This window comes from Labrenzia sp. CP4, from assembly GCF_001579905.1.
GTDB lineage: Bacteria > Pseudomonadota > Alphaproteobacteria > Rhizobiales > Stappiaceae > Roseibium > Roseibium algicola.
Window position 1 is genome coordinate 2,275,689 of the sequence record NZ_CP011927.1, and the last position, 24,813, is coordinate 2,300,501.

A 24,813-nucleotide genomic window follows, 5' to 3' on the forward strand; every position below is an offset into this window, starting at 1 on the left:
AAGTGCCCGGTGATGACCGCTCCGTCGTTCGATGACTTTTGAATACGCCGGGAGTGCCCTCTCGGTATCGGCCGGGTCTGCCACTGTTTTGGCCCTATCTGCCAAGCCAATTCTGACCCACCAAGAGACAGCAAAACAGGATGAGCCCGGCCATGTTTGGCCGGGCTCATCCGGGATTTGCGACTGTTTCGGGTTTTGCCAGATCTGGCCGCGACCGTTGCCGTGAGCCAGTGCGTCGGGCGGGTGTGTTCTCAGACGGTCGCGCTGTGTTGCCGGAATTGCGCCGGTGGCTGGCCTACCCAGCGCTTGAACGCACGGGTGAAGGTGCTCTGTTCGGAGAAGCCTGTGAGGAAGGCAATTTCGGCAATGGAACAGCTGCTGCCTGCCAGCAGCTCCCGAGCCAGCTTCGTCTGTGCCTCGCGCAGCATGTCGCGGTAGGTCAGCCCTTCTTCCGCCAGGCGGCGATAGAGGGTGCGCTCGCTCATGCCGAGATCACGCGCGACGGCTGCCGCGGAAGGTACGCCGCTGCTGAGAGTTTTCGTCAGGCGGTTCAGAAGATCGCGCGTCAACGCGCTGCCGGCAGGCAGGGCGTCGATTTCCGTCTCCAGATGATCGGTCAGGAAAGTGCAGACGCCTTGATCTCCAAGCCGGTTCGGCAGGTCCAGCATTGGCTGGGTCATTATAATTGCGTCTTGCGCTTCACCGAAGCGGACCGGACAGCCGAAAAACGCCGCGTAGCGCTCTGCATCGCCCCGGCAGGGATGGCGAAAGGTGACAGCCTCAATTTTCAGGCGCGGCCCGACTTGAGACACCAGATTATGAGCAAAGCCTGCAAGGGCGCACTCGTTACGAAGATGCAGGATCGGCTGAGGGGAAGTCTGCCCGGCAATGGAGAAGACGGCAAGTGGCCCGTCTTCCTCCAGGCAATATACCGCGGTGTCGGTCACCAGCCGGAAGTAGCGCTCGATCAATTGCAGTGTGGTGCGAAGAGTGGGCGCGGTCTTGATGGCAAGGCCCAGAACGCCGAGATCGTCCGGTTTGATTTTCTGCGCATAGGCAAACACCAGACCTGTTTCATCCGGATACCAGCTGCGTATCCAGTCGAGCAGCTCGAAGTGGGCTGTGTCCGGTATGCGGCCGTCCTCGGTGCGCACCTCATGGCGCACGGTTCCATCTGCTGCGACCAGCTTGCCGTCGCTGGTCATGGTCAGTCCTGCGGTAGCGGCCATGGTGTGCGCAAAGGCGGCAATGACACTCGCCATCGTCAGCCCCCTCTTGCTGCACGGTGCGCCAAGACAGGGGCTTGGCCTTGCGCCAGTTCAGAGCACGCACCGGATACAGACCAGCTGGCAAGAGCCACGTAGTTCCAGTGAGACCGTTTCCCGGAACAAACGCCGGTGTCTGCAAGAATGTGATCCGCGATCTGACTTCCGGACATGACTACCGCCTTCCTGATCGAAAACGTGACGTTGAGGAAATTTATACAGACAGGTCTGTCTATATGTCAATAAGCCGTGATAACCTCTTGTGTGGATGGACGAGAAGGGGGCGAACAGGATAGTAAAGTAGACAAACCTGTCTGTATATGGAGATGATGGTGCAATCACGCCGAGACGAGCTCGTGGATACAGCGCTCAGGCTGTTCTACACCCGCGGGTTCAATGCGACCGGAATAGACAAGATCCTCGCCGAGGCGGGGGTGGCCAAGATGACGCTTTACAAGCACTTCCGCTCGAAGGAGGAGCTTATTCTGGCCGCGCTCAACCGCCGGGACGAGCAGTTCCGCAACTGGCTGATGGGCGAAATGGAAAAAGCCTCGCCGCGGCCGCGAGAGCGGCTTCTGGCCATGTTCGACGCGCTGGAGGACTGGTTCAACGGCCGTGCCTTCAAGGGGCTCGGCTTCAACGGCTGCGCCTTCATCAACGCGGCGAGCGAATTCGGCGACCACCAGCACCCGATCCACCGGACGGCGGCCGAGCACAAACAGCGGATCGTCGATTACCTTGAGCCTCTGTGTCGTCAGGCTGGCGCTGAAGATCCGGCAGCCCTTGCCGAACAGCTTGCCCTTTTGAAGGAAGGCGCCATCGCCACCGCACAGGTGCGCGGCATGCCGGCCGCCTCCAGAACCGCAAGGGCCATCGCCGAAACGCTGATCCCCGCCTGAGGAAGCGTTTGGCGGGACAGACCGGTCGAGTTTCTGGCAGCATCAGATGCGGAAAGCGATGCCGGTCTGCTGTTCGGCCAGCTTGCCGAAATGCAGTTTCAACAGCTTGTGGTCATCCTCGGTCGACGTCTGGAAACTGCGCCGCTCGGTGTCCTTGACGATCAGGAAGGCAGCGGCCCAGATGCCGATCAGGAAGCCGGTGTCGTCGCGCAGCTCCAGCCGGTGGCCGATCAGGTCACTGCCATCCAGCCCCACCGCATCCTTGCTGCCACAAACCTCCAGGCAAATCAGCCCGTTCTCGTAGAACCGCCAGGAGATCTTGTGCAGGACACAGTCCTTGATTGTCTGGTCCGACGTCCAGACGAACTCCTTCCAGGTGACCGGTTCCTTTTCCGGGCCGATTGCACCGGTGTTGTGGATGTCGGATGCCATCTGCCGGTGCGTGGAAAAATCGAGTGTTGCGGAAGGTCGGGACAGCGGAATCCAGGCCGTGCCCGTATCCCCTGTCACGGCCTTCTGTAACGCCACAAACCGCTCCCTCGCCTCATCACTGACACCAAGTTTCCCCAAAAGGGGTTTTGCAAAAACCGAAGCAAGCTGAATCACGACCGCCTCCCGTGATGGGCGTTACCGGATCATCCCGTCTAGAGGATGGAGGGTAGGGTACAGGGTCGGCACGGGTATGACGAGAAAAAGCGAGCCAATTGGCTGGAAGGGGCCCGGAACTGGCAACTTCGAACGTGATGAAAGCCGATATTGCCGCCCCGGCACGACGTTGGCCTGACCTAAGCTTTGGTCCCCTTGCCCCGCACGCAGCAAAAGCAAGATGTTCTAGTCGTTTCTCAAAGCGCCGACACGATCCACGATATCTGCGCATTCAGCACGGCTCTGAGGTCCGCATGTGGCGTTCAGTCGCGCGATCACGTTGGCAACTGCCGACGGAAAGGCGATGTTTGTGTCCTCCACAATGTATTCAAACAGCTCTTTGTACTGCCTTGCGTTGTTCACGCTGTAGAAAAAGGCGCGGGGCAGATAGGTTCGCAATTCGTCCTGTAGTTCCTTGTTGTCCTTGAACTGGTCAGGCAACTGGACAGGGTCCAGCGGAAAGTCCTGGGGTTGCTCGCCTTCCTGAATATCGAAATAGAGAAAGGCGTTCTTGACGTAGCGCGGCAGTGGTTGACCGGCGATCGGGTTGCGTTTGCGGCAGGTAACGGTCTGCGCCAACCCGCCAAATTTGTAGAAGTCCGGATTTGTCCATTCGGAATCGCGATAGGCGAAGACAGTGAAGTCAAGCGCCACGGGACCCTCATCGGACTCGGTACCGACCCCGAGCTCGGAATTCAGCCGTCCGACGTAGTGCGTACCTTCCGCGTTCAACTCGACCTTGCCGACATCAAACAGCTCCAGCGCTTTCAACGACCAGTTCAGGCTGTTGACGTCCCAGGTCAGAGGCAGAGTATCGTATTGATCTTTCGCGACCTTGATCAGCGGTTGAACCGGGCGTGTCAGCCCGCAACCGGTTGAAATCTCTGAAGCATATCCGTCGTGAACCTTCAGGCGCGGGTGCACTCTGTCCTTGACGCGTGTGGAATATCCCCGCGCTTCATTCTGATCGAAAGCGTCCAGAGTGTGTATGATCCGCAGTTCCGATTGCGGGTTGTACAGAACCAGCCTTTCATCGTCTTCTTCTTCAATCTTGAAGGAATAGCCAATGCCGACTTCAGCCTCCAGCGTACAGGCAAGATCCCGGCATCCCGTATAGGATTGATGCGTGACCACATCTGTCGTGTCGCGGTTTCCAAAGTCGTTTGCCGATATATCGCGGGCCAGAACCGCTACGGGGATCCCGTAGTGTGTGGTGCCCTCGAGGTACTCCGATCGTCCCGGTGCTGTGCTTCTTTCAAGATTGAACATGATCGTCATTCCGGGCAGGAAAGTCGCAAGTCTGTTTGCCTCCTTTTCTGCGCCCGAATAACTCTTGCTGCCTCTGAGCTCGTTGTCGCCAATTTTGGACAGCGCGAATGTGCCGCCAACGACCCAGCGTGCTCCTTCGGGGATATCGCCGGTCGGGTCCTGAGCACATGCGACAGAAATTGAGCAGATAAAAAGCAAGCTGTGAAACATACATTTCATGATCAGGCATCCTTTCTTATCTGAAGTTCTGCGCCATCTCGTGCAGCGATGCTCCAAAGGTGGCTGCGAAGCCGTCTATGTTCTGCTGGGTCACTTGCGACGGTGTTGAGTACATCAGTTCTGCCTGGTCTTGCAGCTCGACCAATTTCGGGAACCCGGAAGTCGGGTAGATCGCCTTGAGTTCCAGGAAAATCGTATTCAACTCCGTCAGGAAGGTCGCGATATCGCTTTTGCAGGTATTCGTCGAAAGGGTGCTAACGCTTCGCGTACAATCAAGGGCCAGAAAAGCGTCTGAAAACCGCGTGGTCAGCTTGGATAAATGGCTGTTCCTGAAGGTGTTCAGCGCATCGCGTTTCGACGCGACTTCGATTTGGTTGTCGACCCTGGCGATCAGGAATTGTGCGAAAAACACGATCACAAGGCCGGAGAGCACCGCTCTGAAGGTGATCTCCACCAGGCTTTGATTGAGCGACTCTTTCTTTCCCGACCAGAACGACACGCCTTACCTCACCAGTTCGAGAAAGCCTTGAACGTGCCGAACCTTTGAAACGGACAAGGCTCCAGACCAGCTGTACTAACAGCGCTGATATCTCGGGTTGCAGGCTTCAACCGGAACCGTAGACATGGTCGTGAAGGCGATCGTCGCGGTAAAGAGTACTGCAAAAAACGTGTGCATATTCCACGTCATCTCGAACTCCATATTTAAAAACGATATAAATCTTATATCTACAACTTATTCGATAACTTCCGTAACGTCAATATTTGATGATTTGTCAAACAAAGCGGCTAGCCTTGACGGTCAGCAAGACGGCAGCCCGGATGGCAATCAGGAATCTGGTGTCGTCGCGTAGCTCCAGCCGGTAGCCGAATGGATAGCTGCCGTCCAACCCCTCCGCCTGCCTGCTGCCGCAGGCCGCCTGACGACCGGTTCCCGAGCCAGACATACTGTTGGTGTCCTTCGCAGCGAAAGACTGCTTTGCCTATTTCGCCACGTGCTGCGAAGCGCATGAACGACAGTTGCCTGGAACAGCAGAGATGGCGATGCAAACCTGGTGGCCCAGCTCGTAAGGGATGGGGACCAAACTCAGGATGAAACCGGAACCAACGCTTGCCATTTCTTTCGATAAGCAGACGCCGAGGTCCCGACGCGCTTTCGGAATGCCGATCGGAAACTTGAGGGTTCGGTATATCCGATCTCGGCTGAGATTTCCTCGATCGACATCGCCGTCGTCTCCAGCAGCTGTTTGGCTTCCTCGACACGCAAAGTCTGCACATAGTCGGCTGGCGCCTGTCCGGTCGCCTTCCTGAAGCGACGCAGAAACCCTCGCTCGGTCATTTGGGCCATTACCGCCATGGCGGTTACGGGACTTGATCTGTGGTAATTTCGTGCGGCCCAGACCTGCGCCTCTGCAATCAGCTGGTCATCATGTTGTCGCCCGGAGGCAAGGGATGCGTATGTCAGTTGGCCCTGGTCATGTGGATCGATCAAATAGATCTTCGCGATCCTGCGGGCTTCTTCTGTTCCGGCGAACCGTCCGATCAGATACAACATGAGATCAGCCCACGCCGAGGCACCACCTGCGGTGACCACCTGGTGACCGTCCCCTGCCGCGACGAGAATGCGTTCACGGCAAACCTTCACCTTCGGGAAGTTTCGTCCAAGCATATCCGCATAGCCCCAATGCGTCGTCGCTTCCTTACCGTCCAACAATCCTGCTGCACCCAGAAGGATCGAGCCAGAGCAGACGGAGGTGACAATCGCGCCGCGTGCGTAGGCTTCACTGAGCCAGTCCGCGACCGGGTTAAACTCTTCCGGCAGGTGGCCATTTGGGTCGAGGTGCAAATCGGACACGATAATCAATTCGGGTTCCGGCGCTTCGGTCAGCATCCCGTCAGGTGTGATCTTGCGCCCGTTCACGTCCCAATAAGGTGCGCCATCGAGGGTTCTGAGGCTGACCTGAAACACCGGCGATTGCGCAGGCAAGCCGTGCAACATTTCCCAATCGCGGCCCACAGAGGCCAGCACGTCAAGGATCGAGAACAGCACGGACGTTCCGGTCAAGCGTGTTCCTATAACGGTCGTGTTCAAGCTCATATTGCACAAAACCCCTCAACTTTAGTCTGATTATCACCGTTTCATTCTTTTTCGCTTCTAACGCAGTTGGCGTATTTGGTCCATCTCCATGGTCAGGACAGCGGCAGATCGTACTGCACATTACCACCTCAGGAGCATCGGATGACCTACCAGAACCCAAATCTTGCATTCAACGAAGCGAAAGCCGAAGCCTTCGCCGAACGCTTTGTCGGTACGCTGAACGAAGCGGCACTCGCGATCATGACCTCTCTCGGGCACCGCGCAGGACTGTTCGATGCGCTTGGGGCCAACCCCGGCCTCAATTCGCAGGTGCTTTCGCAGAAGGCCGCTGTCAACGAACGCTACCTGCGTGAATGGCTCGGCGTGATGGTGACGGCGGGTGTCGTCGACTATGACCCGCGGGCGAAAAGCTACACGTTGCCGCCGGAGCACGCCGCATTTCTGACCCGTAGCGCCAGCCCGGACAACATGGCCGTCACGACCCAGTTCATCAGCATCGCGGCGTCCATCGAAAACGAACTACTGGAGCGGTTCCGCAGTGGAGAGGGCCTTTGTTACCACCATTTTGATCGCTTTCACGAGGTGATGGCCGAGGACAGTGCGCAGTTGGTCGTCGCCAACCTTGTGAGCGCTATCCTGCCGGTGGTCCCGGGCCTGATCCAACGGTTGGAGGACGGCATCGACGTGGCCGATTTCGGCTGCGGACGAGGTCTGGCGATGATGGCGCTGGCGAGCGTTTATCCAAACAGTCGCTTTCACGGTTTCGATCTTTGCGAGGACGCTTTCGCAGAGACGGCCGCTGAAGCCAGAACCAAGGGTTTGAAGAACCTGCAGTTCGAAGCGCGTGATCTGTCGGCCGCAAACGAGTTGGGCCGGTTCGATCTGGTGACCGCCTTCGATGCGGTTCACGACCAGGCAGATCCCAAGGCGTTTCTGCGTCTCGTACGGCAGTCAATGCGGCCGGGCGGCGTCTTCCTGATGCAGGATATCGGTGGGTCGCGCGATCTTGAAAAGAACATCGCAAATCCCTTCGCGCCGCTCTTGTACACGATCTCGAGCATGCACTGCACACCCGTCTCCATCGGCCAGGGTGGTCCGGGGTTGGGGGCGATGTGGGGAGTGGAGACGGCCGAAGAGTACCTTGCCGAAACCGGCTTCGCATCGGTCGAAACCCACCGGCTGCCGCACGATCCCATCAACGCGTATTTCACAGCCCGGATCTGACCGGGCACCGACAAGGACACATGACATGACGATGATATCGCCGTTCGTCGACGGGGTGCACAGGACTGTCTCAAGTCGCGTGCAGAGCCTTTGTCAACGGATCAGAGAAGCGCGCGAACAACGACGCTTTCGCCGGAATTTCGGAGACCTCTCGCGGCTTTCGGACCATCTCCTGCAGGATTTGGGCCTCGAACAATACGCACATCTGCGTGACCCTGAATTTCCTCAGCATTTGCTGAGAAGACACCGAAAGGACTGATCATGAAGTCCCAACAACACAGCAGCACGCTTGTCATCGGAGCAGGACTTTCGGGTCTTGCCGTGGCACGCTCTCTTTCCGATCGTGGCCTGCCGGTCACCGTGCTGGAAGCACGGGACCGGGTTGCTGAACCCTGGCGGGCGCGGCATCCGGCGCTTCGGCTCAACATACACCGCAAGTTTGCCGGCCTGCCCGGCCAGAAGGCGCCCAAGACCGATGGCGTCTTTCTGAAGCGTGACACCGTAGTGGAATTTCTTGAAGCCTATGTTGCGGGACTGGACAAACAGGTCCGATACAGTGGCAAGGTAACCAGTGTCGCCCGTACGCCAGACGGGTGGCACGTCTCCACCGCGACCGGTGACTATCAGGCAGACAATCTGGTAATCGCGACGGGCCGCGAAAGCATTTCGCACATTCCGGACTGGCCGGGGCGCGACCAGTTTTCGGGTGAGTTTCTGCACTCGGCCGACCTCGGTGATGTGTCCCGCTTCGACGGCAAACGTGTTCTGGTCGTCGGCGCCGGGAACTCGGGTACGGACGCGCTCAACCATCTCGCGCGGCACCAACCGGCAGAGGTCATCGTGTCTGTCCGATACGGGCCTGCAGTCGTACCACAGCGCATCTTCGGGTTTCCGCTGCACCGACTGGCCCGGGTCTTCGCGGCCCTTCCGGCCTGGGTCCTGGATCCGGCCTTTCGGCTGACCGAGCGGGTTTTTCTTGGCAATCTTCGCCGATACGGGCTGACCACCCATCCAGAAGGAGGCGGGACCCGGCTTCTGCGGGACGGTGTCACCTTTGCGATCGATGACGGATTTGTGGCCGCCCTGAAGGCCGGGCGGTTCCGGGTCGTTCCCGGTGTTGACCGCTTCGAGGGGGACAACGTCATCCTCACGGATGGCTCAAGCTGCGCACCCGACGTTGTCATCGCGGCAACGGGCTATCGCACGGGGCTGGAGCCGCTGCTGGGACATCTCGGCGTGCTCGACACCAATGGGGTGCCGAACTACCCAATGGGCGAGCGTGATCCGGAAAATCCCGGGCTCTGGTTCACCGGGTTCAAGCCGATTTTCACCGGTTACTTTGATGCCGCCGGGATCGCAGCCAACAGGATTGCCGCCGGGATCGCCGCTGATACGACGCGTGGCGTGCCTTCTGACGACCACGGAGCGCGGAAGGTTCATGCCGACAACGGACGGTCCGTCCCTGCAAACGCAACCACTTGATGTAGCCGCCCGGGGCCGGTGCAAGCCCGGCATGTCGGTAACCCGGGCTGCAACGGGCGCAACACGTTTCGAACAGGAACCAAGAGAATGAAATTCGTCAAAATCTGCGCATGCGCAAACGGCGGCTCCCATTTTTCGGATGAGTTCTGGACGCTTTCGGAGGGTGATTTCACGCCACCTTCGCCAAAGGGCTACAGTGTCACCGAAACCATGGATGCAACCGGCGTTCTCATGATGCATCACCCCCCCGGGTACAAGGACGAATGGCATTGCGCGCCTGCACCTGTTCTTGGAACCGTTCTCGGTGGCTTGGTCCGCATTGAAACGAGCGATGGAGACACACGGCTGCTTTCACCCGGCGATCAGTTCCTGGCTGCTGACCTGCATGGCTCGGGACACAGGATGGAGGAAGCGAACGGCCGGGCTTATGACGTTGCGCTGGTCCTGCTGGATGGCATTCCTGACATGGGAGCTGGGGGGCAATCGGAATGAAACTCTATTTCATGCCGGGAGCCTGCTCGCTGGCACCGCATATCGCTCTGCGTGAGGCCGGTCTGGAATTTCGATTGATAAAAGTCGATTACAAATCACGACGGACTGAAGAAGGGGACGACTTTCGCCAGATCAATCCCAAAGGGTACGTTCCGGCACTCGAACTGAAGGAGGGCCAACTTCTGACCGAAGTCCCCGTGATCCTGCAATATATCGACATGATCCGTCCCGAGGCCCGCCTGTTGCCGGACGCCGCACTGGAGCGCCTGAGAGCCCTGGAATGGCTGAATTACATTGCAACCGAGGTTCACAAAAGCTTCAGTCCGCTGTTTCGCCCGAAGACGCCGGAGGCATTTCTGTCTCCAGGCCGCGCGCACTTGTCGCTGCGGCTGAATGTGATTGAGCGACATCTCCAACAGCACAGATACCTGATGGGCCCAGCCTTTTCGCTGAGCGACGCCTATCTGTTTACCGTTTGCCGTTGGCTTGACGATCAGAAGCTTTCGATTGCGGACTGGCCAGCCTTGCAACGACATTCCAACGACGTTGCAACGCGACAGTCCGTTCGCGATGCCCTGGAGAGCGAAGGTTTGGCAGAATAGGGCCGGCCATATCCGCTGACGAGGCAGCGCGGCGCGGACTGGGGGTACCCTGTGAAGAGGTGAGAGCTCCACGAACGAGCCCGTGCCGGCAGCGAACGCACCGCCAGTTGGCAGTGCGTCGCCGGCCAGAGCGGCGTGGGACACACGCGCCATCGTCAGATCTTCAGGAAAAGAGAGGCGGTCTAAGCGCAGGATCTGCGTGTGGGGGGGACGAGAATGGTCTTTTCCAGCCGCGACTTGGGTATTGCCGGAAACCAATTTCTCTGCCGCCACTCCTCGGTATGTTCCTGATGTACTTCGTCGACACAGGTGAGTGCCGCTCAACATATTCGAAAATACCGGGGATTGTCTGGCTGGTTCCACCTACCAATTCTGAACAATCATGACGAATTCTGACAATGCCGCTTCACTTGAAGCGCATCGGGACCAGAGCGAAAAGGGCTGTGCGCAGGAGGCCTATGTCGTTTTCGCAAGCTCTGCGGTAGTCTCTTTCAGATACGGCAGGAACCCGTCCAGAAACCGGGTTGTCGCCGGCATGAAGTGGCTGCCGTGATGGTACATCGGGTCGAGGGACGTGATCAGCAGGCGGCCGGGGGTGGAAACCGTGTCCTCGTAGAAGATCGAGCCGAGATCTCCGACATCGACCAGCGACTGCGCCCCGTCCGGCACCTGGAAATAACCATGATAGTGCCAGGTGACGTCGGCCAGGGAGAGCTGGTTGAAGAGGGGATGGTCGGGCGTTGCCAACTTCAGGCCGATCTCGCCACCTTCCTTCCACCACCAGAAATTGGTCGGTGTGTCCGTCCAGTTCACATTGGGCAACCAGTCCGGGTGGCCGGTGGAGCCCATGGCGACAACGGTCTTGCCGCTTGCCAGAAAGTCGGCGATCTGTTCGCGCCGGGGGCGCAGCACCGAAGGATCGGTGCGGCATGAGACAAGCAGGGTGTCGACGCCGGTGAGATCCGCTTCCGGCAGGTCGCGCGTGTAGATGACCTCGTCGAAAAAGTCGCGGTAGCGTGGCTCGTAAATGGTGCGATGATGGTAGTAGGTGCCGGCGTCGAGCACTGCGAGCGTGGTCATTGCTGGGGTCCTTTTCCGCTGGCCCAGGCGCAGAGCTGCGGGGCAATGCGCGCCGTTGTGTCGCTGGAGCCGACGTACATCCAAAGATCATTGCCGGCATGCATGAAGATGCGACCGCCGGACGGGCGCTCATAGACCCAGTCGCAGGGCAGGTGGTCCGGGCCGACACCGTGGAGGCTAACAGCGCCTTCCGGCGGCGGATTGAAACCGCGGGCGTAGAAGCCGGCAACGCCCCGTCGATAGGTCAATTCCTCGGTTGAAACGCCTTCGAACACCGGGTGGTCGGTCAACCGGTGGATTTGCAGGTCCTCCAGCGAGAAGCGGTTCAGCGGAACGAAAGGCTGGAATTCGGGCAGCATTGGCCAGGCAACATGGCCGTTGAATACCAGAGTGCCGCCAGCATCCAGAAACTGTTCGATCTTCGCTGTCAGGCTGCCGAAAAATCGCTGGTCGAGATGGGCGGGCAGGCAGAGCGCGGGGTAACGCGACAGGTCGGCGGTTTCGAGGTCGTAATGGCCGATCACGTCGATGTCGGGCACATAATCGCCAACATCGGGCAGGTCGTTGCCGGCGCCCTTGATCGGTTTCAGAAAAAGGCAGGATGCCATTCGGGTCTCCCGGAAAGGCCCGGACGGATAACCGTCCGGGCAAAGGTCAGGCGCAGTTACTGTTTGCTGACGGCCTTGAAATTGTAGAAGAAGCCGGAAGGATGGACCTTGTAGCCGCTGACGTTCTCGCTAGAGGCAGCCACATAGATCTTGTGAACCAGCGGGATGATCGGCGCGTCGGTCTGCAGGATTTCCTGTGCCTTGGCATAGGTTTCCAGAGCTTCCGGACCTTCTTCCAGCGTGCGGCCCTTGTCGACAAGCGCGTCGAATTCCGGGTTCGCCCAGTTCTGGTAGTTGAGGCCCGCCTTGGAATGGAACTGCGACTTCAGGTGCAGATCCGGATGACCGGTCATTTCCGGGGTCCAGAAGACGACGGAAACGTCATAGTCGCTCTGCTTGACGAGATCGAGCATGCCTTCCCAGGTGTACATTTCCAGCTTCGTGGCAATGCCCTGCTGCTGCAGAAGCGCGGCCATTGTCTCGCTGATCGTGGCCATTTCGGCGCGGCTGGAATAGCTGAGGATACGCAGGCTCAAAGGCTCGCCGTCCTTCTGCCAGGTGGTGCCGTCTTTCTCGTAACCGGCCTCGGTCAGAAGCCCGGCTGCTTTTTCCGGGTTGAAGGAATAGGCTGAAAGCTCCGGTGCGGCCCACGGGAATTCCGGCGGAAAGAAAGTCCAGGCCGGCTTGCCGATGCCGTCGAGCGCGCCTTTGACCAGGATCTCCCGGTCAACCATCAGGTTTACCGCCTGGCGAACCTTCGGATCATGCAGCACGCTGTTTTCACCGGCATTGAAGGCGCCGTAATAGAGACCTGCGCTCGGCTCGGCATAGACTTCGAACTTCTCGTCGGCCTTCATGCGTTCCACATCGGAAGGCAACAGGTGGACGACGAAGTCGACCTCGCCGGTTTCCAGCGCCAGCGCGCGGGCATTGTGGTCCGGGATGTAGCGGTAGACGATTTCTTCCAGCTTGGGCACTTCGCCCCAATAGTCATCGTTGCGTACAACGGTGGTGCGGTCCTGCTTCTGGTACTCCTTGAACACCCAGGGACCGGTGCCGACAGGCTTCACGAACTCGCCGTTCTCGTCGAACGAGGCCTTGCCGTAGATGACGGTGATGGCGTCGGTCAGCTGGTTTGGCAGGGCGGTGAAAGGTTCGTTGGTCTCGATTTCCAGTTCTAGGCCGGAAACGGCGCGGATTTCCTTGATGTTGAGCAGGTCGGATGCATAGGGCAGCAACGCGATCACCCGCTCCAGCGAGAACTTTGCGGCTTCCGCGTCGAAAGCGCTGCCGTCATGGAAGGTGACGCCGTCGCGCAGCTGGAAGCGCCAGACATTGGGTGAAACGCGTTCCCAGGACGTGGCAAGACCGGGCACAAGTTTCATGTCGAAATCGAGCTTTACCAGAGTGTCCAGTATCTCGCTTTCGTTGAAGAACCGGCTGCGGCGCGGTTTCATCGACAGCGGCAGGGCTTCCCACATTGTGGCAGCGGTCAGTGTTGAACTGCCTTCGGCCTGCGCCGGCACGTGCGGCAGGCTCAGCATGGCGGCCGTTGCCACGGAAACGGCAAGACGGCCCAGGGTTCTGCGGGAGATCATGAGGATCAGCTCCTTGGTTTGAGGATTGTTTTTCGAAGGGTCAAAAGGTTGGTGTGGCGGGCGCGCATGCGGTCGCCGATGCCGTCGCCCAGCAGGTTCACCAGCATGACGAAGGCGGTGATCGTCAGGCCCGGGGCGAGGACGAGATGCGGATGGCTGCGCATGTGGTTGCGCGCATCGGCGATCATCCGTCCCCATTCGGCTGTTCCAGGTTCCACGCCAAGGCCAAGGAAGCTGAGCCCGGCAAAGGCGAGGATGACCCAGGAGAGCGAATAGGCGGCCATGGTCAGGAGAGGCGCGGTAATGTTCGGCAGCAGATGGCGATGGACAATGCGTTTGCGTGACGAACCGAGCGCTTCAGCCGCCTGCACATAAAGTTTGGCCCTTTCCACCAGGATCATGTTGCGCACCAGCCGGGCATATTCGGTCCAGTGCACGGCAGTCAGCGCCAGAAGCACGACGGCAAGGCCAAGCCCCATGACACCGGCGATGATCATGGCAATCGCCAGTGCTGGCAGGACAGAAAGTCCCTCGCAAAAGCGCATCAGAAGCTGATCCGGCCAGCCGCCGAGATAGCCGGCGACGCAGCCGAGCAGCGTGCCGGTGAGCGCGGACGCCAGCACCACCAGCAGGGCCGCGCCGGTTGTGAGGCGGCCGGCGTAAAGGAGGCGGGAAAAGACGTCGCGGCCCATCTGGTCGGTGCCCAGAAAATGCTGCCAGCCCGGAGGCGCAAGACGGTTCAGGATGTCTATCTGGTCCGGCGGGTAAGGCGCTGCGAGCGGTGCCAGCACGATCAGAAGTATGAGAAGGGCCAGCAGTCCTGCACGCGTTTCTCGGCTCTGTGCATCAGGTCTTGTCTGAAACAGGCGTCGGGATCTTGCCATTCAGATCGCCTCCTGAACGCGCGGGTCAGCCAGCGTCACCAGGTAATCGACCAGGAGATTGATGATGATGTAGCCGCAGGCGATCACCAGGAAGCAGATCTGTATCAGCGGGTAGTCACGGTTGAGCAGCGAAGCGACCAGCAGGCTGCCGATGCCCGGCCAGGCGAAGATCGTTTCCACGATGATCATGCCGTCAAAGGCGCGGGCGAATTGCAGCCCGGTCAGGGTCAGGAGCGAAGGCAGGATGTTGGGCAGGGCGTGATGCAGCAGGATCCGCGTCTGGCTGAGGCCCTTGGCCTTGGCCGTGCGGATGTAGGCATGGTGGAACTCGTCCAAGAGCCTGGCCCGCACGAAGCGCGCAATCACGCCGGTCATGGTGGTCGCGATGACCAGCGTCGGCAGCACCGCATGTGCAATCGTGCCGTGGCCCGAGCTCGGCAGCCAGCCGAGGGTAAGCGAGAACAGAAGCGCCAGCAGCAGCGCGTACCAGAAATTGGGAATGGACAGGCCGGCAACGCTTGCCACCGCCAAAAGACGATCCGCAAGGCCTCCGGCGTGATAGGCACAAAAACAGCCGATCGGCACTGCAAGGACAAGGGCAAGGCCGATCGACAGCAGTGCCAGGATCAGTGACTGGCGTATCCGCAACAGGATATCGGCGGAAACGCTTTCTCCGGTGACGAAGGAAGTGCCCAGATCCCCTGTCAGCACATTGCCGAGCCAGCGCAGGTATTGAACGGGCAGGGGATCGTCAAAGCCGTTTTCGGCTGAAAATCTGTCGACCGCAGCCGCATCCGGCAAGGTGCCGTCCATCTGGGACAACAGCAGTACTTCAGCAAAATCCCCCGGCAACAGGCGCAACAGGGCGAAGCCGGCAACGGACACCAGGAACAGCAGTATTACCGATTGGACAAGCCTGTGGCTCAGCCGGCGCACCATCCGAAAACCGCCCCAAATCCACTGAATGAGAAAACTTGAGCTTTATAATCATATTTCTACGGGTGGTGTCGAGGCTGGTTTGTAAAAAACTTGAAAAAAATACTCAGATTTCTATCCGGCAGTTTGTACTGCCGTTTGAAAAGCGGAAAAGTCGAGGGCGCAGCTATGAGGTTGCCCAGGAGGCATGGGACCGGGCGTCTCGGAAAATATGCCTGGAGAGAGGTTCTGAGCGATGCCGGCCCTGCGGGCGGACATGGAGCGCAAGGGGTAACACCCGGAAAAGGAGGCAAGCCACGGGGAAGCCGTGGCTTGCGGAAATTCGGACTTAGAGGGCGGGGATGCGCAGCACCTGACCCGGATAGATCTTGTCCGGATCGGACAGCATCGGCTTGTTGGCTTCAAAGATCGCCTGGTACTTTGCGCCGTTGCCATAGGCCGCCTCGGCAACCTTCCAGAGCGTATCGCCCTTGACCACCGTGTGGAACTTGGCTTCCGGTTCGCTGCTCTCGACGGTGATTTCTTCCTCGACCTTGGAGATGCCAAGCACGTTGCCGACAGCAAGGATCAGTTTTTCACGGGCTTCCTGGGTAGGGGCTGCGCCTGCGATCTTGACGGTGTCGCCGCTGACTTCAACCTTGACGTCGCCATCGAGGCCGAGGTCGGCAACTTCCTTTTCGATGGCTCCAGCGCTTGCTTCCGGCGCTTCGTCATCGCCGAACAGCTTCTTGCCCGCATCCTTCACGAAATCAAAGAAACCCATGTCATTTTTCCTTTAAGTCAATTCAGCCGAAATCCGCCGGTACGCCCCGGCGGAGGCAATTTCACGATACGGAACCATAATGCAAAATTCTCAGGGGGGCGGAAGCGAATTCCGGTTAGGCAAGACGTGTGCGGCGGGCCGGAAAGAAGAGGCTTCAGGCGAAGCGCTTGGCGCCGGCAACGCAGCCCACCACCAGGGTGGTGACGAGGAGCATGGTTGAAGACACCGGTTCATGCAGCAGCAGGCTGGCCAGCATCAACCCGAAAAAGGGCTGCAGCAGTTGCAACTGGCCAATACCTGCAATGCCGCCGATGGCGAGGCCCCGGTACCAGAAAATGAAGCCCACAAGCATCGAGAAAATCGAGACGTAGCCGAGCCCGACCCAGGCAGGCATTTCGATGCTTGTCAAACTGTCCGGCCATGTCAGCAGTGCTAGCGTACCCATGACGGGAAGCGAAAGTGCAAGTGCCCAGGAAATGACCTGCCAGCCGCCAAGACGGCGGGAGAGGGCCCCACCTTCTGCATAACCGAAGCCGCAGACAATGACCGCCGCCAGCATCAGGAGGTCGCCCTTGAGTGAAAGGTCCGCACTTTGAGACAGTGCATAGGCGCCGACAGCCGCACTGCCTGTACAGGAGAAAACCCAGAACAGGGGCTTTGGACGCTCCATCCCGCGCAACATGCCGAACAGGGCGGTTGCCAGGGGCAGAAGGCCAATGAAGACAATCGAGTGGGCCGCAGTGACATGTTGCAGGGCAAGTGCCGTCAGCAGCGGAAAGCCGACGACGACACCGGCCGCAACAATCAGCAGCGAGATCACGTCGCGCCGCTCCGGCCACGCCTGCCGCAGCACTAGCAGCAACGCAATGCCAAGGAGTGCCGCAACAACGGCACGGGCGGACGTCAGGAACATCGGGTTGAAACCACTGAGCGCAACCCGTGTTGCCGGCAGGGAGCCGCTGAAAATGAGGACGCCCAGGAGCCCGCTGCCCCATCCTGCCATCGATGCCTGCATGTCTGGTCTTTCTGCTGTCTTGTTTTTCAAGGTTCACACGCCTGTCAGGGAGGCTGCGGCATCCGTCCTGCTCTCCTGCGAAGCCGAGAGGCCAGCAGACAAAAGCGAGGCTTGCCGAACGTAGCCTCTTCCTGAACGTCCAGGACGACACGTTGAAGGGGCAGGAATAATCCGGCGGGGCTGGTCAGGACAGAGACAGTGCAATACAATTTAGCAAAACTGTACTGTATACACTTGCCATACACTTCAGCGGACAAACGAATGGAACAGGACACACGCACGGCCACGGTAATGGAAGCCGTCAAGCGGAAGATCGCCAGCCGTTTGCTGCAACCTGGTGAAAAGTTGCCGTCTATCCGCGGATTTGCCGCAAAAATGCGGGTGTCACCGTCAACAGTCGTGACCGCATACGACAGGCTGGCGGCAGAGGGCATCATTTATGCCCGTCGAGGCTCCGGCTTTTTTGTTGCCGATGCTGCCCGTCCGTTCTCGGTCGCCGACGTCGGGCCGCAGCTTGACCGGGAAATCGACCCGTTCTGGGTGTCGCGCCAGTCGCTTGATGCCGGGCCGGATGTTCTGAAACCCGGCTGCGGCTGGCTGCCGGCGGACTGGATGCCAAGCGAGGCCATGCAGCGTGGCTTGCGAGCGCTGGCGCGTACCGGCGGTGGCCACTTGTTCGACTATGGCGAAACACGGGGTGCTTTGAACCTGCGCCACCTGCTCGCCCGGCAGTTCTCGGAAGAAGGCCTTGAGGTGAACCCTGGCCAAGTGCTGCTCACGCCATCGGGAACACAGGCCATCGATCTCATTTGCCGCTTCTTTTTGCGGCCGGGGGACACGGTTCTGGTCGATGACCCGTGTTACTTCAACTTTCAGGCGTTGTTGAAGGCGCACAGGGTGGAGGTTGCCGGTGTGCCGTTCACGCGCAGCGGACCGGATACCGAGCTGTTCGAAGAAGCGCTGACCCGGCACAAGCCCAAGCTCTACATCACCAATTCCGGCCTTCACAATCCCACCGGCGCGACGATCTCGCCCCAGGTTGCGCACAAGGTCCTGAACCTTGTGACAGCCCACGGCCTGGTGGTGATAGAAGACGATATTTTCGGCAGCTTTGCGCCGGAACCCCTGCCAAGACTTGCCGTTCTCGATGGACTGGAGCGTGTCATCCGCATCGGCAGCTTTTCCAAGACCCTGTCTGCGTCCGTGCGCTGCGGTTACATTGCCGCTCGAACGGACTGGATCGAGGCTCTTGTTGACCTGCAAGTGGCCACCAATTTCGGTGGCCCAGGACCTGTCGCGAGCGATCTTGTCTATGGCGTCCTGAGCGACGGCAGTTACCGCAAGCACATGGAAGCCTTGCGGGTGCGCCTTGCGAAGAAGCGGCGTGAGGTTGCCGACAGGCTGGAGCGGCTCGGTATAACGCCCTGGCTCAGCCCCAAGGGTGGCTTTTACCTCTGGTGCAGTCTGCCGGACGGCCGGGATGCCGCCGCCATTGCCCGCTCCGCGCTGCGCCGGAACGTCGTGCTCGCCCCCGGCAACGTCTTCAGTGTTTCGCAGACGATGACCGGGTTCCTGAGGTTCAATGTCAGCCAGATGGGCGAGGGCCAGGTTTATGACGTGCTGGAAAGCGCGATAGATCCAGCTTTAGGCTGATCCTCGCAACCATCCGTGGCTCGCCGCGTTTGCCTGTCAGAAAACTACAGCCGGCCGGTGCGGAACAGGCATGCTCGCGCAATCAATATCATGCCGAAGTGAGTGGTCGTTTCCCGGTCGGGCCCCGTTTGACTGAGGAGCTTTTCCGATGAACGGCACTGACGAGCAAAAGACCGCCAGGCTTTACCGAATGGTCATGCCCGGGCACATCTGTCCCTATGGCCTGAAATCGAAGGACCTTCTGGAACGGCAGGGCTTCGAGGTTCAAGATCATCACCTCACCACCCGTGAGGAGACAGACGCCTTCATGGAAAAACACGGCGTCGAGACGACCCCACAAACCTTCGTCGGCAACCAGCGGATCGGGGGCTATGACTCTTTGCGCGTCTATTTCAAACTTGATCCGCCAGAGGAAGAGCGTAGCGACACGACCTATCGGCCCGTGATCGCCATCTTTTCAGTGGCCCTGCTTCTGGCGCTTGGCCTCTCCTGGCATCAATATGGAACGCTGCTCAGCTTGCGGGCCGTGGAATGGTTCGTGTCGCTTTCCATGACAATCCTCGCAATCCAGAAGCTGCAGGACGTGGAGAGTTTTTCCACGATGTTTCTCAACTACGACCTGCTGGCGCGGCGCTGGGTTCCCTATTCCAGGATCTATCCCTATGCCGAAGCCTTCGCCGGTATCCTGATGACGGCCGGTGCATTGGTCTGGCTGTCGGCGCCGGTTTCTTTCTTTATTGGTCTGATTGGCGCTATCAGCATATTCAAGGCGGTTTATCTGGAGAAACGGGAGCTGAAATGCGCCTGCGTTGGCGGCAGTTCTTCCGTTCCGCTCGGCTTTGTTTCATTGACCGAAAGCCTGATGATGACGGCCATGGGGCTGTGGATGCCGGCTCGGGTTTTGCTGATGGGATGACGGGGTGCGAAGCACGTTGGCTTCTGCAGCCAGGGGGATGGACGGCAGAATGGCCAGTTTCGTCCTTGCAGCTAGTTTTCAGAGTTCGGTTCTAAATATATGATTTGAAAGATTTTTGTTTCTGTCTTGCTGACTGTTTCAGGCTAAAACTTAGCCAATTGACGAAGTTTTTCTTGCGCCTGATGTGAATTTCGAAATACTTAGCAATATGGCTAAGCATGATCCTGATCTCTCCCTGTTGTTCCACGCGCTGTCCGACCCGACGCGCCGCGCGATGTTGACAAGGCTCGCAAGTGGCCCGGCGCGGGTGACGGACCTTGCGGAGCCGACCGGGCTGAAGTTGCCGACGGTCATGAGGCACCTTTCCGTGCTGGAGGAGGCAGGTTTCATCACCACCGCCAAGGACGGACGCATACGCACCTGCGCCATCGTTCCGGAGGCCATGGAGCCGGTGCGGACATGGATCGATGAACAGCGCGCCATCTGGGAGGCTCGCCTCGACAGGTTGGATGCGTTTGTAATGAACGTGATGAAGGAGAACGGAGAATGACGCAGAGCGTGGTTCTGAACAACACTGCCTCCAACGCGGCTGGCGAGGGAAGAAACGGATTTGCGACGCTTGTCTTCGAGCGCGACATGGCCGCCCCTGCCGAAACCCTCTGGCAGGCCTGGACCGCTCCGGCGGCAAGGGCTGTCTGGGCGGCACCGTCACCTGCCGTTACCGTGGAATTTCTCGAAGCCGACACCAGGGTAGGCGGACGCGAAATTTCGCTCTGCAAGGTGGATGGTCAGCCGGATATGCGCTGCGAATGCGGTTGGCTGGACCTTCAGCCACCTCTGCGCAGCGTGAATTACGAGGTGATCTCGTGCGAAGGAGAAACTCAGTCCGTCGCGATGGTTACGGCGTCGATCGCAGATCTGGGTGAAAGCAGCCGCTTGTCCGTGACCGTGCAGCTTTCTTCGCTGGCCGCGAATATGGAAGGCGGATATCGGGACGGCTTCAATGCTGGCCTGGACAATCTGGCAGGCGCTGCCGAGCGCACGATGATCTTGCAGCGGGTGATCCGTGCACCACGAACCGTTGTCTGGGGTGCCTGGATGAACCCCGAAACCCTGCCGCAATGGTGGGGGCCGGACGGCTTCTCCTGCCGCACCACCCGGATTGATCTGCGCGCAGGCGGCGAGTGGGTGTTCGACATGATCGCACCTGACGGTACGGTTTTTCCGAACCACCATCTCTACACGGACGTTCGGCCAAATGAACGGCTCAGCTATACGCTGCTCTGGGGCGAGAATGGCCCGAAGCATGCCGACGCCTGGGCCTCGTTCGAGGAAGAGAACGGCGCAACGAAGGTCACGCTCGGCATGGTCTTCAGCACTGCTGCGGAATTCCAGGAAGCCAAGGGCTTTGGCGCTGTGGAACTTGGACAGCAGACATTGGGCAAATTGGAAAACTTCATCAAGGCGGGTTGAGCCACCGCGTTGTCCCCCTGATTTGCGCAAGCGGCTCAGGGGGATCACTTTTGTTGCGGGCCGCTCACTGGCCGAATGTAAAGTCTTTCAGGTTGTGTTTCGGCCGGGAGAACACCTTTCCGCTTAATCCGCCTTGCCCTTCCGTCCAATCTCCGCAAGTCTCCCGAGGAACGTTCCTGCCATCAAGTTCCGCGGAGACCCTCCATGCATGTTCTCGTCATCGGCGCTGCCGGTATGGTTGGCCGCAAGCTGGTTGAAAAGCTGGCTGCGCAGCCGGAGGTTCTTGGGTTTGAGGTATCCCGGCTGACGCTGGCCGATGCTGTTTCGCCAACCGCACCAGCGGCGCTGCCCGGTATTGCCGAGGCAGTCACCGTGGATCTTTCGAAGGCAGGAGCCGCCCGGACGCTGGTCGCTTCGCGCCCCGATGTCATCTTTCACCTGGCGGCGATCGTCTCCGGCGAAGCGGAGCAGGAGTTTGAAAAGGGCTATGCGGTCAATCTCGACGGCAGCCGCGAATTGTTTGAGGCGATCCGGATCGAAGGCGCTCGCGAGCCGTATTTTCCGAAGGTGATCTTCGCATCGTCGATTGCAGTGTTTGGTCAGCCGTTTCCCGAAAAGATCGGCGATGAATTCTTTACAACGCCGCTGACAAGTTATGGCACGCAAAAGGCGATCACCGAGCTTCTGCTGGCCGACTATTCCCGCAAGGGCTTTTTCGACGGCATAGGTCTGCGCCTGCCAACCATCTGCATTCGCCCGGGCAGGCCAAACAAGGCGGCCTCGGGGTTCTTCTCCAACATCATGCGCGAACCGCTTGCCGGGCAGGAAGCTGTTCTGCCGGTGGATGACAGCGTACGCCACTGGTTTGCCAGCCCACGTGCCGCGGTCGGCTTTTTCGTTCATGCCGCACGGATGGACGCTGCTGGCATCGGTCCACGTAGAACGGTCACGCTGCCGGGGCTTTCCGCCACTGTCGGGGAGCAGATCGAGGCCTTGCGGCGGGTCGCGGGGGAAAAGGCTGTCAGGCTTATCCGCCGGGAACCGGATGAGGCTATTGCACGGATCGTTGAGGGCTGGCCGAGGAATTTCGATGCCAGGCGTGCGCTGGAGCTTGGGTTCCAGGCGGAAACGAGCTTTGACGACATCATCCGCATACATATCGAAGATGAACTGGAAGGCAGAAATCCATGACCGCAGACGGATTTGACGTGAAAGGAAGGATCGCGCTTGTGACCGGTGGCGGCACGGGGGTAGGCAAGGCAGTTGCCGCTGGTTTGAGCCGCGCTGGCTGGCGGGTTCTGATCACTGGCCGCCGCAAGGATGTCCTGGAAAAGACTGCGACCGAACTCTCCCGCAACAGCGGCAATGAAGTCTCTTGGATTGCCGCGGATGTCGGTGACCCGGCATCTGTGAAGATGCTTTTTGACGAGATCTCGAAGACTTTCGGCAGGCTCGATCTCCTGGTCAACAACGCAGGGATCTCGAATTCGTCCGTTCCACTGGAAGATATTTCTTTCGAGGAATGGAGCGCTGTCGTGGCTGCAAACCTGACTGGTGCCTTCCTGTGCACCCAGCAGGCCTTCCGGATGATGAAGGCGCAGGAACCTAGAGGCGGGCGCATCATCAACAACGGTTCGATTTCGGCCACGACGCCAAGACCGAATTCGGCTCCCTACACCTCGACCAAACATGCCATTACCGGCCTGACGAAATCGGCCGCACTGGATGGACGTCCCTTCGATATTGCCTGTGGCCAGATCGACATCGGCAACGCGGCCAGTGACATGACGGCCAAAATGAGCGGTGGTGTGCTGCAGGCAAATGGCGAAACCGCTTCCGAGCCGACCATTGACCCTGCCCACGTCGCCAATGCCGTCACTTACATGGCCAGCCTGCCGCTGGATGCCAATGTGCTGACGTTGACGGTGATGGCAACCGGCATGCCGTTCGTGGGGCGTGGCTGATCTAGACTTCGCGTTGCAACGAGTTCAGTGCGGAAGGGTTTCAGTCCGGGGCAGGGACTTGCGGCTCGTTGCCAAGGCCGGAAAGACAAGCTGCCCGGATCTCCTCCGCAAACAGGCGCATGCGACGGTTGAGGCGGCGTTCGCGGGCGTGGAGCAGATAGATGCCCCATGCCAGCACAGCGATGTCCGGTAGCAGGGGCACCAGCTGTCCGGCTGCCAGTGCGCCCGTCACGATGAAATCCGGCAGCCGGCTGATGCCATGCCCCAGGATGGTTGCATCCAGCAGGAACGCGCCACTGTTGGAATTGAGTGCGGGCTGAAACTCAAGTTGCTGGCGCTTTCCTTTTTGCGTTTGGAACTCCCAAACGGTCCGCCTGGCCCAGCCGAAATGAAGAAGCCGGTGCTGCTGCAGATCTTCGATCGATTGCGGTGCAGGGTGCTGGCGCAAGTAGTCGGGGCTGGCAAAGAGGCAATGCTCCACGGTACCCAGTTTCAGAGCGATGGCATCTTCGGGCCGCGTTTCGGTGATACGGATCGCAAAGTCGTAGTTCTCTCTGGCCAGATCGACCAGCCGGTCATCGAAATCCACGGTCAGCTGGATATCCGCGTGGCGAGCCTGGAAATCGATCAGAGCCGCATTGAGGAAACCGTGGCCGAAATCTCTGGGTATCGAAATCGACAAGGGCCCGGAAGGGGCTGTTCCGCTGCTCTGGAAATCGTCCTCGATGTCGTCGACATCGCTGACGACGCGGCTCGCGCGCTGAAAGAGTTCGCGCCCGGGCTCGGTCAGGTCCCAATGGCCGGGCGAGCGGTCGACAAGACGGGTCCCATAGCGATCTTCCAGGAGGGACAGGCGACGGCTGACGGCCGACTTGGCAATGCCGAGTTCTCCAGCGGCTTTCGAGATGCTGCCACTGGCAACCACCTGAACGAACAGGCGCAGGTCTTCTATCTGTCCCAAGTGTTCTCCAAATCAGAACGTTGATCTCTGATTTTGATATCTGGTTATGAAAAATGCAACTTCCTATCTGTGGCAAGACCTGAAGTGCCGGATCGTTTCACGCCAGGTGCCTTCTTATCCGGCCCGCCAACAATCAGATTGGAAACGTCATGAGCGCAGATATTGAAATTCGCACCACGGAAATGCCCGCGGACATGCGCATTCTGCTGGATGCGTATCCGCGCGATACCTGGGAGGCACATCCCGGTTTCAAGGAGAAAACCAGCAACTGGCTGGGGGCACATGTGATGTTCCGGCAGTTGGCGGAACTGGTTCGTCTCGAAACGGAAGCCTATCTGGAGAAGCTGAGAGACCCGGACGATTTTGCTGCAAGGCTCTCTCGTTACGGCGATCTGCTGGTACGCAATCTCCATGGCCACCACACCTGGGAAGACAAGAGCTACTTTCCGGAACTCTGTGAGGCCGACCCGCGTTTCGAGAAGGGACTGGAGATCCTAGAGAAGGACCACGAGGCGTTGGACGCGATGCTGTTCCAGCTCTCGCGAACCGCCAATCGCGCCATCAAGCTGGTCCAGCTGGACGAAGCGCAGGCCCGCGAGGAAGCCGGCAAGCTGCAGCCGGTAACCGGGACGATTGAAAGCCTGCTGGCGCGCCACCTGAGTGATGAAGAGGAATTGGCAGTGCCGATCATTCTTCACCATCGCCTGCGCGGATAACAGCAACAAGCGGCCGGGTGCGGTTTTGCTCCCGGCCGCTTGTTGGTTCTAGAC

At 59.3% G+C, this 24,813-nt stretch carries 26 protein-coding genes; 12 read left to right on the plus strand and 14 right to left on the minus strand.

Annotated features, from left to right (window positions below; translation table 11 throughout):
• Positions 1-251: 251 nt before the first annotated feature.
• Positions 252-1,262, minus strand: coding sequence for an AraC family transcriptional regulator (locus ACP90_RS10565; RefSeq protein ID WP_062488296.1), 1,011 nt, complete (start codon positions 1,260-1,262; stop codon positions 252-254).
• Between the two features lie 359 nt (positions 1,263-1,621).
• Here ACP90_RS10565 and ACP90_RS10570 point away from each other — a divergent pair, with 359 nt between their 5' ends.
• Positions 1,622-2,164 carry a TetR/AcrR family transcriptional regulator gene (locus ACP90_RS10570; protein WP_208993499.1) on the plus strand — a complete coding sequence of 181 codons (543 nt, stop codon included), beginning with the start codon at positions 1,622-1,624 and terminating at the stop codon, positions 2,162-2,164.
• Positions 2,165-2,206: 42 nt separating this feature from the next.
• On the opposite strand, the gene ACP90_RS10575 is transcribed toward ACP90_RS10570, so the two are convergent.
• The 5 genes from ACP90_RS10575 to ACP90_RS10590 form a co-directional block, all read right to left on the minus strand.
• Complete coding sequence (locus ACP90_RS10575) at positions 2,207-2,692, minus strand: hypothetical protein (protein WP_208993500.1); 486 nt, start codon at positions 2,690-2,692, stop codon at positions 2,207-2,209.
• Between the two features lie 303 nt (positions 2,693-2,995).
• Positions 2,996-4,078, minus strand: a complete 1,083-nt coding sequence (locus ACP90_RS10580) for a hypothetical protein (RefSeq protein ID WP_145915752.1) — start codon at positions 4,076-4,078, stop codon at positions 2,996-2,998.
• Between the two features lie 235 nt (positions 4,079-4,313).
• Complete coding sequence (locus tag ACP90_RS10585) at positions 4,314-4,796, minus strand: hypothetical protein (protein WP_055655204.1); 483 nt, start codon at positions 4,794-4,796, stop codon at positions 4,314-4,316.
• A gap of 274 nt (positions 4,797-5,070) precedes the next feature.
• Positions 5,071-5,241, minus strand: coding sequence for a hypothetical protein (locus tag ACP90_RS28415; protein WP_158514174.1), 171 nt, complete (start codon positions 5,239-5,241; stop codon positions 5,071-5,073).
• A gap of 140 nt (positions 5,242-5,381) precedes the next feature.
• Entirely contained in the window at positions 5,382-6,344 is a 963-nt protein-coding gene (locus ACP90_RS10590) for a helix-turn-helix domain-containing protein (RefSeq protein ID WP_208993501.1), read from the minus strand.
• 189 nt (positions 6,345-6,533) lie between these two features.
• On the opposite strand from ACP90_RS10590, the gene ACP90_RS10595 reads away from it, so the two are divergent.
• From ACP90_RS10595 to gstA, 4 genes are all read left to right on the plus strand, one after another.
• Positions 6,534-7,616, plus strand: coding sequence for a methyltransferase domain-containing protein (locus tag ACP90_RS10595; protein ID WP_062488300.1), 1,083 nt, complete (start codon positions 6,534-6,536; stop codon positions 7,614-7,616).
• Positions 7,617-7,877: 261 nt separating this feature from the next.
• Positions 7,878-9,098, plus strand: a complete 1,221-nt coding sequence (locus ACP90_RS10600) for an NAD(P)/FAD-dependent oxidoreductase (protein ID WP_082809722.1) — start codon at positions 7,878-7,880, stop codon at positions 9,096-9,098.
• Positions 9,099-9,185: 87 nt separating this feature from the next.
• A complete protein-coding gene (locus tag ACP90_RS10605) occupies positions 9,186-9,590 on the plus strand; it encodes a hypothetical protein (protein ID WP_062488301.1) in 405 nt (134 codons plus the stop codon).
• Positions 9,587-10,192: a glutathione transferase GstA gene (gstA, locus tag ACP90_RS10610; RefSeq protein WP_062488302.1), complete on the plus strand. Its 606-nt coding sequence runs from the start codon at positions 9,587-9,589 to the stop codon at positions 10,190-10,192. Before ACP90_RS10605 ends, gstA begins: the two co-directional genes overlap by 4 nt.
• 456 nt (positions 10,193-10,648) lie before the next feature.
• On the opposite strand, the gene ACP90_RS10615 is transcribed toward gstA, so the two are convergent.
• The 7 genes from ACP90_RS10615 to ACP90_RS10645 form a co-directional block, all read right to left on the minus strand.
• Complete coding sequence (locus tag ACP90_RS10615; protein ID WP_062488303.1) at positions 10,649-11,272, minus strand: hypothetical protein; 624 nt, start codon at positions 11,270-11,272, stop codon at positions 10,649-10,651.
• On the minus strand, positions 11,269-11,880 hold the full coding sequence (locus ACP90_RS10620) for a hypothetical protein (RefSeq protein WP_062488304.1): 612 nt from the start codon (positions 11,878-11,880) through the stop codon (positions 11,269-11,271). Before ACP90_RS10620 ends, ACP90_RS10615 begins: the two co-directional genes overlap by 4 nt.
• Before the next feature lie 56 nt (positions 11,881-11,936).
• Positions 11,937-13,478: an ABC transporter substrate-binding protein gene (locus ACP90_RS10625; protein ID WP_208993502.1), complete on the minus strand. Its 1,542-nt coding sequence runs from the start codon at positions 13,476-13,478 to the stop codon at positions 11,937-11,939.
• A gap of 5 nt (positions 13,479-13,483) precedes the next feature.
• Positions 13,484-14,362: an ABC transporter permease gene (locus ACP90_RS10630; protein ID WP_062488305.1), complete on the minus strand. Its 879-nt coding sequence runs from the start codon at positions 14,360-14,362 to the stop codon at positions 13,484-13,486.
• Positions 14,363-15,301, minus strand: a complete 939-nt coding sequence (locus ACP90_RS10635) for an ABC transporter permease (RefSeq protein WP_062488306.1) — start codon at positions 15,299-15,301, stop codon at positions 14,363-14,365.
• Positions 15,302-15,626: 325 nt separating this feature from the next.
• Complete coding sequence (lysM, locus tag ACP90_RS10640; protein ID WP_023000769.1) at positions 15,627-16,061, minus strand: peptidoglycan-binding protein LysM; 435 nt, start codon at positions 16,059-16,061, stop codon at positions 15,627-15,629.
• 154 nt (positions 16,062-16,215) lie between these two features.
• Positions 16,216-17,076 (minus strand): DMT family transporter, encoded by an 861-nt coding sequence (locus tag ACP90_RS10645; protein ID WP_062488307.1) that lies wholly within the window; start codon positions 17,074-17,076, stop codon positions 16,216-16,218.
• Positions 17,077-17,337: 261 nt separating this feature from the next.
• On the opposite strand from ACP90_RS10645, the gene ACP90_RS10650 reads away from it, so the two are divergent.
• The 6 genes from ACP90_RS10650 to ACP90_RS10675 all read left to right on the plus strand — a co-directional run bounded on the left by ACP90_RS10650 (position 17,338) and on the right by ACP90_RS10675 (position 23,082).
• Positions 17,338-18,729, plus strand: a complete 1,392-nt coding sequence (locus tag ACP90_RS10650; protein ID WP_062488308.1) for a PLP-dependent aminotransferase family protein — start codon at positions 17,338-17,340, stop codon at positions 18,727-18,729.
• A 148-nt stretch (positions 18,730-18,877) separates the two neighbouring features.
• On the plus strand, positions 18,878-19,645 hold the full coding sequence (locus ACP90_RS10655; protein ID WP_286145753.1) for a glutaredoxin: 768 nt from the start codon (positions 18,878-18,880) through the stop codon (positions 19,643-19,645).
• Positions 19,646-19,853: 208 nt separating this feature from the next.
• Entirely contained in the window at positions 19,854-20,195 is a 342-nt protein-coding gene (locus tag ACP90_RS10660; RefSeq protein WP_023000773.1) for a metalloregulator ArsR/SmtB family transcription factor, read from the plus strand.
• The gene (locus ACP90_RS10665; protein ID WP_062488309.1) at positions 20,192-21,118 is read left to right on the plus strand and encodes an SRPBCC family protein; all 927 of its coding nucleotides are present in this window, start codon (positions 20,192-20,194) and stop codon (positions 21,116-21,118) included. Before ACP90_RS10660 ends, ACP90_RS10665 begins: the two co-directional genes overlap by 4 nt.
• 204 nt (positions 21,119-21,322) lie before the next feature.
• Positions 21,323-22,309 (plus strand): D-erythronate dehydrogenase, encoded by a 987-nt coding sequence (gene denD / locus ACP90_RS10670; RefSeq protein ID WP_062488310.1) that lies wholly within the window; start codon positions 21,323-21,325, stop codon positions 22,307-22,309.
• Positions 22,306-23,082, plus strand: coding sequence for an SDR family oxidoreductase (locus ACP90_RS10675; protein ID WP_062488311.1), 777 nt, complete (start codon positions 22,306-22,308; stop codon positions 23,080-23,082). Before denD ends, ACP90_RS10675 begins: the two co-directional genes overlap by 4 nt.
• Positions 23,083-23,122: 40 nt before the next feature.
• Here ACP90_RS10675 and ACP90_RS10680 read toward each other — a convergent pair whose 3' ends face one another.
• Positions 23,123-24,043 carry a LysR family transcriptional regulator gene (locus ACP90_RS10680; RefSeq protein WP_062488312.1) on the minus strand — a complete coding sequence of 307 codons (921 nt, stop codon included), beginning with the start codon at positions 24,041-24,043 and terminating at the stop codon, positions 23,123-23,125.
• A gap of 149 nt (positions 24,044-24,192) precedes the next feature.
• Between ACP90_RS10680 and ACP90_RS10685 the strand changes: the two genes are divergently transcribed.
• Positions 24,193-24,759 carry a hemerythrin domain-containing protein gene (locus ACP90_RS10685; protein WP_062488313.1) on the plus strand — a complete coding sequence of 189 codons (567 nt, stop codon included), beginning with the start codon at positions 24,193-24,195 and terminating at the stop codon, positions 24,757-24,759.
• The last annotated feature ends 54 nt before the right edge of the window (positions 24,760-24,813 follow it).